The 12,056-nt window shown below is 59.0% G+C and carries 10 protein-coding genes and 1 pseudogene; 4 read left to right on the top strand and 7 right to left on the bottom strand.

Translation table 11 applies throughout. The features are described from left to right. Positions 1-78 precede the first annotated feature (78 nt). Complete coding sequence (locus OOT33_RS05140; RefSeq protein WP_307748930.1) at positions 79-1,329, top strand: integrase arm-type DNA-binding domain-containing protein; 1,251 nt, start codon at positions 79-81, stop codon at positions 1,327-1,329. On the opposite strand, the gene OOT33_RS05145 is transcribed toward OOT33_RS05140, so the two are convergent. From OOT33_RS05145 to traA, 3 genes are all read right to left on the bottom strand, one after another. Next, the gene (locus OOT33_RS05145; protein WP_307748931.1) at positions 1,330-1,536 is read right to left on the bottom strand and encodes an AlpA family phage regulatory protein; all 207 of its coding nucleotides are present in this window, start codon (positions 1,534-1,536) and stop codon (positions 1,330-1,332) included. Positions 1,537-1,939: 403 nt separating this feature from the next. Beyond that, complete coding sequence (locus tag OOT33_RS05150; RefSeq protein ID WP_307748932.1) at positions 1,940-2,683, bottom strand: DUF6118 family protein; 744 nt, start codon at positions 2,681-2,683, stop codon at positions 1,940-1,942. A 9-nt stretch (positions 2,684-2,692) separates the two neighbouring features. Then, positions 2,693-5,650 (bottom strand): Ti-type conjugative transfer relaxase TraA, encoded by a 2,958-nt coding sequence (gene traA, locus OOT33_RS05155; protein WP_307748933.1) that lies wholly within the window; start codon positions 5,648-5,650, stop codon positions 2,693-2,695. Positions 5,651-5,820: 170 nt separating this feature from the next. On the opposite strand from traA, the gene OOT33_RS05160 reads away from it, so the two are divergent. The 3 genes from OOT33_RS05160 (at position 5,821) to OOT33_RS05170 (ending at position 8,726) form a co-directional block, all read left to right on the top strand. Next, positions 5,821-6,126 carry a conjugal transfer protein TraD gene (locus OOT33_RS05160; RefSeq protein WP_307749306.1) on the top strand — a complete coding sequence of 102 codons (306 nt, stop codon included), beginning with the start codon at positions 5,821-5,823 and terminating at the stop codon, positions 6,124-6,126. 22 nt (positions 6,127-6,148) lie between these two features. After that, entirely contained in the window at positions 6,149-6,373 is a 225-nt protein-coding gene (locus OOT33_RS05165) for a conjugal transfer protein TraD (protein WP_307749307.1), read from the top strand. 127 nt (positions 6,374-6,500) lie between these two features. Next, a complete protein-coding gene (locus OOT33_RS05170) occupies positions 6,501-8,726 on the top strand; it encodes an adenosylcobalamin-dependent ribonucleoside-diphosphate reductase (protein WP_307748934.1) in 2,226 nt (741 codons plus the stop codon). Positions 8,727-8,757: 31 nt separating this feature from the next. On the opposite strand, the gene OOT33_RS05175 is transcribed toward OOT33_RS05170, so the two are convergent. The 4 genes and pseudogenes from OOT33_RS05175 to OOT33_RS05190 form a co-directional block, all read right to left on the bottom strand. Beyond that, complete coding sequence (locus tag OOT33_RS05175; protein WP_307748935.1) at positions 8,758-9,480, bottom strand: cyclic nucleotide-binding domain-containing protein; 723 nt, start codon at positions 9,478-9,480, stop codon at positions 8,758-8,760. Between the two features lie 109 nt (positions 9,481-9,589). Beyond that, positions 9,590-10,144, bottom strand: a complete 555-nt coding sequence (gene pdxH / locus OOT33_RS05180) for a pyridoxamine 5'-phosphate oxidase (protein WP_307748936.1) — start codon at positions 10,142-10,144, stop codon at positions 9,590-9,592. Position 10,145: 1 nt separating this feature from the next. Then, positions 10,146-10,991 (bottom strand): annotated as a pseudogene (locus OOT33_RS05185) (U32 family peptidase); the annotation flags it as partial. Positions 10,992-11,064: 73 nt separating this feature from the next. Further along, positions 11,065-12,021, bottom strand: coding sequence for a U32 family peptidase (locus OOT33_RS05190; protein ID WP_307748938.1), 957 nt, complete (start codon positions 12,019-12,021; stop codon positions 11,065-11,067). Positions 12,022-12,056 lie beyond the last annotated feature (35 nt).

Consider the following 12,056-nt stretch of genomic DNA (forward strand, 5'->3'; position numbering starts at 1 on the left):
GGCTGCAACTCAATCCATACCAGCGGATTGATGGTATTTCGGGTGGCAGATTCCAGTCTCAGGATTGGAGATACCATCATGGGACAGCGGTCTGGATTATCTGTAACGGCGATCAAGGCGGCCAAGGGCCGTGACAAGCCCTACAAGCTCACCGACGGCGATGGTCTGTTCCTCCTCGTGCGGCCCAATGACGGCCGCTACTGGCGGATGAACTATCGTTATTTGGGTAAACAGAAGACACTGGCCTTTGGCGTGTGGCCAGAGGTCGGTCTGGCGGACGCACGCGCAAAGCGCGATGCGGCACGCAAGGTTCTGGCGCGCGGCGACGATCCTGCCGAGACGATCAGGCTGGAGAAGCTCTCCGCCAGTATTGCCGCCGCCAACAGCTTCAAGGCGGTGGCCGACGAATGGCTGGTCAAGATGGAGCGCGAAGGGCGCTCCCCTGTCACGATGAAGAAGCTGCGCTGGCTGCTCGATTTCATCAACGCATCTATCGGCAGGCGGCCAATCGCGTCTATTACCGCACAGGAACTGCTGCTGATGCTCCGCAAGATGGAGAGTAAAGGTCGCTATGAGACCGCCAAGCGTTTGCGCAGCAGCTGTAGCCAGATATTCCGCTATGCCATCGCCACGGCCCGCGCGGAACGCGATGTAGCGGCGGACCTGCGCGGGGCGTTGATTGCACCGCAGCCTGTCCATAGAGCGGCGATCACGGATGGTATCAAGGCGGGTGCGCTGCTGCGCGCGATTGATGCGTTTGAAGGCCACGCCAATACCAGGGTATCCCTACAACTCCTGCCGCATGTGTTTGTGCGCCCAGGCGAGCTGCGTTACGCCGAATGGGCGGACTTCAATCTCGAAAAGGGCGTATGGACCATCCCTCCGCACAAGACGAAGATGCGCAAAGTGCATAGCATTCCCCTCTCCTCCCAGGTGATCGAGATACTGGGACGGATTGAGCATGATGCCGACTATAGCCGTTTCCTGTTTCCGTCGCTGCGTTCGGTGTATCGACCGATGTCGGAGAACACCATCAACGCGGCGCTGCGGCGCATGGGTTATGCCCAGGACGAGATGACCGGCCATGGCTTTCGCGCGATGGCGGCGACATTGCTCAACGAGATGGGACTATGGCATGCCGATGCGATTGAGCGTCAGCTCGCCCATAGCGAAAACAACGCCGTCCGCCGCGCCTATGCGCGCGGCGAATATTGGGATGAGCGGGTTAAGATGATGCAACACTGGTCGGACTATCTTGACGGCCTACGCAACGGCGGGAAGCTGGTGCAGGGTAAGTTTGGAAAAAGCCCTGCCACCCGGCAAGTCTGATCACCCTGTCCTCTGCTCGCGCCCATAATGCACAGGGTCTGCGATCCAGCGGTTGATCTCGGACTCATACCATCCTGCGCCATGAATGCTGATCTGGATTTGGCGCGGGAACGTGCCTTCGGCGATCTTGCGATAGAGGGTGGAACGGGAGAGGCCGGTACGAGACAGAACGGTCGGCAGGCGGAGAATGCGATCAGGGGTAGTCATGGGATGTTCTTCCTTTCGGTGACGGTCAATGGCTCCCCCTGAACCGGATTGTGGCGTTGGCATTCTTTCGCACAAGTACCTTTACGGTGCCGCTGGACGCCTGTCGCGGCCACGGCGGCTAAGACAGGCGAGCGGCGGCGAATGGATAAGGATACGCAGGCAAGCGTGCGAATGCGTGGAATCGAGAGCGGCAGGCAATCGCCGCGCTGTCGCCTTGATGAGTGTCGCGGGCGTATCGTTCTCGCCGACATCGTTGACGCGACAGCATCGTCGTTCCCGTCTTGCCCAGATCCCGATTCGCGAACCATTGCAGTTCCAGCCTGTATCGGTCCGCACGCCATAAGATTGCCTGCATCGTACACGCGCCGACTACAAGGGGTGAGGTACGTATATGCCGGTTTGACTACTGAGATGGCACCGGCTCGATCCTGATTGTGCAGCGAACGGCATGTTTGCCTTTGCTAGCAGTTTTTTCGCAGGCCGTAATGCTGTCGCTGTTTGCGCGCGCGATGTCGGTGACACGGGTGATGCTATTCCACGCTTCTGGATTGCCAGCCTGCATCAAATGAACGCCTGCTTCCCATAAGGTCGGCTCGCGCATGGTGCGCGCGGCTATATGTTCGGGCCAGTGCCATGGAGTTGGGACGGATCGGGCGATCATACCGGGCAGAAATGAGCAGAGCATCATACCCGCGAGCAGCGCGCCGCCGCCCACCCAGGTAAGGCGGCGGCGCTGCTCGTCGGCGGTGCGGGCGGTTGCGACGATCTGGCGCATATCGGCTGTGGCCTTGTCGAGCTGGTCGCGTGCTTCGATCTGCGCGGCATGGTCGGAACGACGTGCTCCCTGCGCGGCGGCATCGATCCGCTGCGCCAGCGATTCCGGGGTGAGTTTGAGCGCTGGGCTGGCTGCCATTTGCTCCATGTCACCACCAATCTCGCCAAGGGTAAGCGCGATCTTACCCAGCGTAGCGCTATAGTCGGGCAGCACAATGTCGGCGCGTTCCGACGCCAGTTGCTCGACCGCGCGGCGCAAGAGGGCGACCTCCCCTCGTAGCTCGGCAAAGGCCTGTGCTGCCGGATCGGGAGGTTGTTGCGGTTCGACAAGCGCCAACAAGTCAATATCCTTAACTTCGTCATCGTCCTTCATCTCTGCCTCCTATCGGCTCATGCCAAGACCTCGGCCCCGATTGAGGCCCAGCGACTGGACAAGATCATGCGATATGCTGCTGCCTTCCGCCCGCATCGGCGGCAGCGACAGGTCCAGCTTATGGGCATGTTCGCACAGCACCGATTCCATTTGCGGATCGCGCTCCAGGCTTTTCGCCATGCCAGCCATCTGCTCGCCGACCTTGCGCGCACCGCGTGCGTCACCAGCGCGCTGCAACTCGTCGCGATGTTGTTTAAGCTGCTGCCAGCCTTCGACGAAGCGGTCAGCGCGCTTAAAAGGATCGCTGCGGATTTCTGCTTCCAACTGCATTGCCTGCATGGCGGCCTGGGTTCGCCCTCCGGCTGCCTCCTGGACAAGCTCAGACTGCCGTTTGAATGCACTCTTCAGATCATCGGCAGCATGGGGCCGGACGGCATCCAACCCCGCGCGCGCCTTGTCCAGCGCCTCGCGTTGATGCGGCAGCACTGGCAAGTCCCGACCTTTCATGCGCCCAATGTCGACAGCAGCGCGGGCATAGCGTTCGACCGCAGGGCGTAGATCGGGCGCACGAGTCGGCTGTCGCACACCTTCCGGCCCGTGGGATTGGGGACGGAAGTTCGCGAATATGCCCGCTGCACGTTCAGGCACCTGCTCCTTGGGCCGGAACCCATCGAACATGCCACGCACCTTTTCCGGAACGATTTTTCTGACGATCTCGGTGACACGCTCGCGGAACGTGATGCCACGCCGTTCGGCGAAATCTCGCGTGGGATCGGTGCGTGTATAATCGCTTACCATGTCCTTGGCGCGCTCGCGCGACAGGGTGTCAACGAGTTTCGACTGATCCCGGAAATCGTCGCGGCCATAATGAAGCTGCACACCGTCGCGATGACGGGACATGGCGACATAACTTCCGTGGCTGTCCATGCCGGATGTCGCCAGCACATGCGCCCTCTCCACGGTCATGCCTTGAGCCTTGTGGATCGTAGCGGCATAGCCATGATCGACATGGGCATAGTCCTTCATGTCGAAAGCGACGTTGCGCCCCTCATCGGTACGGACGGCGACATGCTCCGGGCCGACCTTTTCGACCGTGCCCAACGTGCCGTTCTTGACGCCAAGACTGCGCTCGTTTTTCAGGAACATGATACGGTCGCCCGATGCGAAAGTGCGCGGACCGCGTTCCGTCTTCACCAGCATGTCATCCCCAAGCTGACCCGCATGACGCATCCGGTCACGCGCGGCTTCATTGAGTTCGCGAACCTCGTCATTTGTGTGGGCGAGGATGATGCGGCTCTGATCCGGCGCGGCGATGCGTTCGCGGTCCCATCGCGCGATAAGCTCGCTGCGCGCTGCCTCGCGCGTCTCGGCAGCATGGACCATGCCACGCTCCGCATAGGAATGGATGGCTTCGCCGGTCCTGCCGGTTGCCAGCTGCCGGGTGGCATCCTGCTGCCACTCCTCATGCTGGCGGCGAACCTTGATGATCTCGATGCCGCCATGCCGTTCATGGATCGCGCGAAACGCCGCTCCGGCTTCGATGGCCTGCAACTGTTGTGGGTCGCCTACCAGCACGACCTTTGCGCCAGCATCGGCGGCATGGGACAACACGCGTTCCATCTGGCGCGTGCCGACCATGCCCGCTTCATCAATCACCAGCACGTCGCGCGACGTGAGCAAATCGCGCCCCTGCGTCCATCTATGCTCCATGCTGGCGATGGTACGCGACGCGATGCCCGAACCGTTCTCAAGGCCCTCCGCTGCGATGCCGGACAATGCCGCACCGCGCACCTCGTATCCGGCGCGCTCCCATGCCTCGCGCGCAACGCCCAGCATCGCGCTCTTGCCTGTTCCGGCATAACCCACCACCACGCCAAGGCCGTGCCCGCTCGTCACATGCTCCAATGCCGCGCGCTGCTCGCCGGTTAGCACAAGCCCGCGCCCTTCTGCGCTGGTCAATGCGCTCGTTCGTTCCTTCTCATTGACGCGGTGCTGTTCACGCTCCGCCATCAACTCCGAAGCGCGGTGCAAACGCTGCTCGGTCTCGATCATCTCGCGCGTCGTGAAGCGATCTTCTCCGCGCCCGTCCCTACCTAATGCAATCAGGTCGGGCGATGTGCGCACCGCACTCATCACAGCATCGAATTGCTCTTTTCCGTCCGAATGGCGATGCAAGAACATCGCAAGATCGCGGTTGGTGAAAGTTGCCTGTTGCTGGGCGATGGCATCGAGCGCGACCGATGGGTTCTCAATGATTCTCTGGCCATTGGCACGGGCAATCTCTCGATGGAACTCGATCCGCTCTGAGTGCAAACCATCATGACCCATGCGTGAAGCGGCGGGTCCGATCTTGTCCTGCGGGCGAAACTCGATGCCCTGTTCCTGCAAACTGCGATGATCGATCCGCGCATCGATGTCGAGTTCGGCAAGCCGCTCATTCACATGGCTGGCCCAATGCTCGCGCCACTGCTCGACTTGGGCCGTCGCATTCCACTCGCGCACCTTCGCGCCGAACCCGTCTTCGCCGACTTCCCGCATCGTGAGCATCACATGGGCGTGGGGCTTGGGCTGGCCATCGGCACCGATATCCCAATGCACATTGAGGTCGGCGATCATGCCCTTGCCGACAAACTCGACTTGGACGAAATCTCGCGCCAGCTCGATGCCCTGCTGCCGGTTCAGTTCACGCGGGATGGCGAACTCGACCTCGCGGGCCAGTTGCGCGTCCTTGCGAATCTCCGCAGCCTCGACTGCGTTCCAGAGCTTTTCGCGATCGATGAACTCTCCTTGCGCGTTCTCCGGCAGCATCATCTCGCTATGCACGACGCCCGATTTGTTGGTGAAATCATGGTCGCGATCCAGCCGCTCGTCATGCAGCCGTTCGCCCGCGCGATAGGCCGCGGCGGCTACGGCGCTGCGCCCGCTGGCGCGGCTGATGACTTTGGCCGAGAGGTGGAAAATTGCCATGACGGCAAACCATCTACACTACAACGAGCACGTCGGAACGACGTATAAGCGCGCCCTCACCAGAATAAATCCTGTTCGGGACTGCTGCATCCCAGCTTGTTCCGGCAACACTACAGCCAGACGCCGGGACAGCAACTATGATGGCTCTACCGATATAGATGGAGACCCTCATGCGTAAACCACGCGATTTTGATTCGGAGCTCAAAGCGCTTGCCGACAAGGCGAAGCAACTGAAAGAACGCCGCGTGCAGCAGCTCGGCGAACTAGTGATCGCTACAGGAGCCGACGCGACCGATGCGGAGACATTGGCGGGCGCGCTGCTTGTGATCGCCGAAACCGCTGACGCCGCCAGAAAGGAGAGCTGGCGCAAACGCGGCGCTGCCTTCTTTCAAGGCAAGGCGCGTGGTCGAACTGCAGGAACTGATCGCGACAACGGCAGCACTGCGCCGCACGACAACGGCGCGGCATCGCATTGAAGCAAGGAAAGCGAGAACCGACATGCACGAATGGGCTGTGCAACGCCGCGAACGAACGCGACATCTGATCGAGCTTGGCGGTCTCGTCGTGAAGGCTGGCCTCCCCGATCTCACCGATGATGACCGCGCCACACTCTATGGCGCATTCCTTAATGTTGCGGAGAAGCTGCAAGGCCAAGATCGCGAACAGGCACTCGCGCTCTGGAAGCGAAAGGGGAAACGGGCATTTGAGAACACAGCTCCATAAAGCAACCGACCAAGAGCCCGCTCTACAGGCGTTGATCAAAATTACCGAAGAATGACCCAGATCACTTTTCCGGATAAAGCACCATATATAGGCCCGTAGAATAACGTGGATACAATATGTGGTGAATATGTTTGATACAAGTCTTGCCCAGGAAATCTGGACCAAAAAATACCGCTTCCAGCCAGTCGATGGCAGTGGGGATGAGGATGTACAGGCAACGTGGCGACGGGTGGCCCATGCCGTTGCCGCCAACGAGGCACCAACCGAACAGCCACGTTTTGGTCAGGAGTTTCTGGATGCGTTGAGCGACTTCCGCTTCATTCCAGCAGGGCGCATTCTGGCAGGAGCAGGCACCGGACGCAACGTAACCCTGTTCAACTGTTTCGTGATGGGAGAAATCCCCGACGATCTGGACGGAATATTCATGCATTTGCGCGAAGCCGCACTGACGATGCAGCAGGGCGGTGGAGTCGGTATGGATTTTTCGTCCATCCGACCGGAAGGTGCTGCGGTGCGCGGCGTGGGAGCCAAAGCCTCCGGACCATTGAGCTTCATGGACAGCTGGAACGCGATGTGCGGCACGATCATGGCAGCTGGCCAGCGGCGCGGTGCGATGATGGGATGCCTGCGTATCGGCCACCCCGACATTGAAGCCTTTGTCGATGCCAAGCGGGACCCCGCGCGTTTTCGGAATTTCAATCTGTCCGTTCTCGTCAGCGACGATTTCATGAAGACGCTCGCCAGCGACGGCGAATGGCCGCTGACATTTGACGGGGTCATTCACCGCACAATCGGCGCGCGCGATCTGTGGCGGAAGCTAATGCAGGCCACTTATGATGTCGCCGAGCCGGGGGTCATCTTCATTGACCGAGTGAATCAACAGAACAACCTTAGCTATTGCGAACAGATCCTGGCGAGTAATCCCTGTGGAGAACAGATGTTGCCACCCTATGGCGCCTGCCTGCTGGGATCTATCAATCTTGCCAGGCTCGTGCCGCAACCCTTTGCAGATGCCGCGATATTGGATGAGGAAGAATTGACGACGTTGACTGCCACGGCGGTACGATTTCTCGACAACGTCATCGATATTTCGCGCTATCCTCTGGCTCAACAAGAGGCTGAAGCGCGGGCAAAGCGGCGCATCGGTCTGGGCGTCACGGGTTTGGCAGACGCCCTACTGTTCTGCAATGCGGCCTATGGATCGGGCCGTGCGATTACGCTGACGCAACAATGGCTGGGAACCATTAAGCGTGCCGCTTACCGCACCAGCGCGATACTGGCGGCAGAAAAAGGTGCTTTTCCGCTCTATGATCCCGTGATTCTGAACCGACCGAACCTGCAATCGCTCGATAAGGCAACGCGCGATTTGATAGCCGAACACGGGCTTCGCAATGGCTGCCTCACTTCAATCGCACCGACAGGCACCACCTCGTTGCTGGCAGGTAATGTGTCATCGGGAATCGAACCTGTCTTTGCCTATAGCTATAACCGCAAGGTGCGGGAGGCCGATGGCACGACCCGCGAAGAAGCAGTCGAGGATCATGGCTATCGCGTTTGGAAGCAAATCAAGGGCGAGGAGCCTCCGCCAGACGAACTGTTCGTCAGCGCCCAGTCGCTTGATCCGTCCGATCATCTCGCCATGCAGGCTCCAGCCCAGGCATTCATTGACAGTTCGATTTCCAAAACGGTGAACTGCCCCGAAGACATCAGCTTCGATGCTTTCATGGACATCTACGCCGAAGCCTATCATCTTGGTTGCAAGGGACTGACTACCTATCGCCCCAATGCCACGACAGGGTCGGTGCTCAGCGTTGCATCACAGTCCGCGCCTAAGCCTGTCGATGTGGTCGAGTTGCCTCAAAGGCCGGAATCGCTTCACGGCACCACATACAAGATCAAATGGCCAGATAGCGCACATGCCGTCTATGTCACCATCAACGATATCGACAATGGAGGTGTGCGGCGCCCCTTCGAGATGTTCGTCAATTCGAAGAATATGGAGCATTATGCCTGGACACTCGGTTTGACGCGGATGATTTCCGCCGTGCTGCGGCGGGGCGGCGACATCGCCTTCGTCGCCGAGGAGCTGAAAGCCGTGTTCGATCCACGTGGCGGTGCGTGGATGGGCGGACGTTATGTCCCTTCCCTGCTGGCAGCGATTGGCGACCTGTTCGAGCGGCATCTGGAGGCACTCGACAACCGCGAGGGGCCGCGGCCCGATCCTGTCGAAACACATCCAGCGAGAGAGAATGCTGTCATCCCCAGAATATGTCCCCAATGCAGCGCGGCCGCCGTACAGCGCTCCGAAGGATGCGACAAATGCCTCGAATGTGGCTATTCCAAATGCGGTTAACGAATAGCGGGGTCCCGCAATCTGTGCATGTTTACGCTGCGATGCCGTAAGCGAGTTCCTGCATCCGTTGCGGATCCAGAATTTCGACCAGAGCCAGCGAACGCGGACGGATAACCCGTGAGGCACGCAGACGGGTAAACTCCCTGCTAACGGTCTCCTTTGTGAGTCCCAGATAATCGGCTATGTCGCCACGACTCATCGGCAGAGGAATCAGTTTCACACCATTGGACTCCTTCCTGCCAATCCGCCGATGAACATCGGCGAGGAAACTCGCTAGCCGCTCCGCTGCGGTCATGCGGCCAAGCATAACGATCTTCTGATGTGCCAACGCCAGTTCTCCCGCCGCCTTCCGATATCGTGCATCGGCAAGCGCGGGATAGCGGCTGACGAAGCCCTCGAAACGCCCTTTGAGAAAGCGACATAACCTCACTTCGCTCACGGCTTCGGCGCTGAAGTTCCGCCTTTCTCCCGCTTCCAGGCCGACAAAATCGCCCGGAAATAGAAACGCGATCACTTGCCTGCGCCCATCGGGCAGGATGGAATTGAGCTTGATGACACCACTGGTCAAGCTGAATACGCAATCCGCCGGATCTCCCTGATGAAAAAGTGGTTCGCCCGCTGCAATGCAAACATTTCCGCCCTGATTTCTAAAATCGGACAGGGTATCGGCATCAAGCGCACAACACAAAGCTTCCGCGCTGACATGACAGGTTTGGCACGGATGATCTTCCGGCAACATCGGGCGTTTAGTCATGAACGGTCCCCCATTGAATATGTTCTTGCTGCTCGCGCAGCGAAGGGGGCTCTGCAATTCCAAATCAACGCCGGAATGATGTGGATCAAGCGGCCGACATGCCATGATCCTATGAAATGGCCAAACTGGAAAATATTTGGAAATCGTCTTTCGATTGGAAGCGAATTTCCTCCGGCACCACCCGAAACCCGGACCAGAATGCCGGGCGCGTCAGCCGCCCTAACGCCCAAATTACGGCAAAGCGTATGATCCGGGACAGGAGTAAAAAACGGCTGGGCAGTGGCCACGACTGGCGCGAGGCCCAAGCCCCGATCCGGGACAGGACTGATCGACTGGCGAAATAGTTGTCTGCCTCCGTTGCATCTACTGGCTCGACGCGACCTACGATTTGCACTTCTCGGTCCAGCTCAGGCCAGAAGAACATCAGCGCGGCATAAGGGTTTTCAGTAATATCAAATGCTTTGCGGCTACCGAGATTGGTATAGAATACAAATCCTCGATCATCAGCCTGCTTGAGAAGGACCATGCGCGCGGCTGGAAACCCCGCCTTGTTTGCGGTCGCTAACGCCATTGCGGTCGGTTCAACTACCCCAGAATCTACTGCCTCAGCCACCCATTGACGGAACAGGGCCAGTGCAAATGACCTGTCCCCTGCGGTGGTCATGTCAGGCGAGTTCCGAGGCCTCGAAATAACGGTGCCCCTGACGTCCATGCCAGAACCCGTTGGAAAAGGATGCTGCGAGGTTCAACTCACCAAGTTGCGCCAAGGCATCCGCAACGTCGGTGCGTCCGGCTAGCCGGTCTGCGAATATTGCGGCTACTGCCACCATGTCGATACTGTGCGGCATCAGGCGGAAATGGCGTATACCGAGTGCACGCATATCCTCGACTTCCGCGATCAGATTCATATAGCTGTGGGACAATGTCTGTATCCCGTTGATTGCCAGCATATTATCGCCGTCCAGCGTCCGCAGTGTCATTCCGTCCGGATCCTCCTGACATACGAACTGGCACTCATCCTTCGTGCGACGATGTGCGCGAGCATGATAACATCGTGCCGACAGGGCCAGCGACGCGCGGCCGAACACCTGCATCTCTATCGTTACGCCCAGATCATCCGCCTTTTCTGCCAGCACCTTCGCCGCCTTGCGAGGCAGTTCCACCGGCAGCGTGAAATGCACCGCGCCCTGGCTGGCAAGATGAGCCATAGTTCGCTCGTTATATATATTCATCATTGGCCCGATATGATGCGGGCGGGCGTCGACCGTGGAGAGACCGGCTGCATTGTTAATTTCCACCAAGCAATCCGCTTGGCTACACAGGTCCATTGTCGCTTTCCGTTCCCGTGGAAGCACGATTTCGGAAAGAGTGGAAAGAACAACCCGCTTTCCACCACGCTCCAGGCGCTCGATCACGTCAGGGTAATGGCGTTCGAAGAACGGGCTACGTTTCGAGCAGATCATCTCGCCCAGATAGACAATGTCGACCTGTGCTTCGTCAGCGATACGGGCATAGAAGTCGCGTTTCCTGTCCGCATCCCAATGGAACAGGATTGGCCCTAGAGTCAGGTTCGTGGTCATATGACTATCGCCATTTCTTGGTCGCGAACGCGCCCTGTGTCTGCTTCTGTCCTTCGGTCAGGGTGATCAGATCAGGTGCTGACGGCATTGCCTCTCCCGCCATCGCAGCATCGATTGCGGCACGAAATGCGCTCACTACCGCTGCGACATAGGCACGCGAGCGCTGTCGTCCTTCGATCTTGAAGGCATCAACGCCTGCGCCGATGAGATCTGGCAGCATGTCCATCAGATTGAGACTGATCGGCTCTTCAAAAGCGTAATAAGGTTCGGCACGAGCCGGAGCGCAATATCGGCCCTTGCAGATGGTTGGGTAGCCAGCCTGTTCATGTGATGCGAATCGATCAATGACGTGGCAGCCCAGCCGTGCGATGACCGACCCATCATCGCCACGTTCATAATGAACCTCTGAAGCCGGAGAGCAAGCACCATCCATGTTGGTTGAGCGACCCACCGCATAATTGGTCAGGCTGCATCGTCCCTCAACCATTAGGCCATGATTACCGAAAACGAAGGTTTCAATCTCACAGGGAATTTCCGACTTGAGCTGACGAATCTCAGGCACCGTCAATATCCGCGGTAGCACGACGCGCCGCACACCGAACTGCGCGCAGTAATAGCGGATGGCCTCTGAGTTGGAAGCGGCCGCCTGAACGGACAGGTGCAACCGGCAATCCGAATGATGCTCTGCCATATAGGCCGCCAGCCCCATGTCAGCCACGATGAAGGCGTCTATACCAAGCGCCGCGCCAATATCTGCCGCCTGCTTCCATAGATCGAACAGGCCTGCCGGAGGAAAGGTATTGAGCGCGAGTAGCACTTTTGCTCCTGCCGCATGGGCGTAGCAGACAGCGGCTTCCAGCTCTTTTGGCGTGAAGTTCAGGCCTGCGAAATTGCGGGCATTGGTGGCGTTCTGAAATCCGCAATAGACGGCGTCCGCTCCAGCATCGACCGCCGCGCGCAATGTAGCAGGTGTACCTGCCGGGCAGATGAGTTCCG

It is taken from the genome of Sphingobium sp. DEHP117, assembly GCF_030867385.1.
GTDB lineage: Bacteria > Pseudomonadota > Alphaproteobacteria > Sphingomonadales > Sphingomonadaceae > Sphingobium.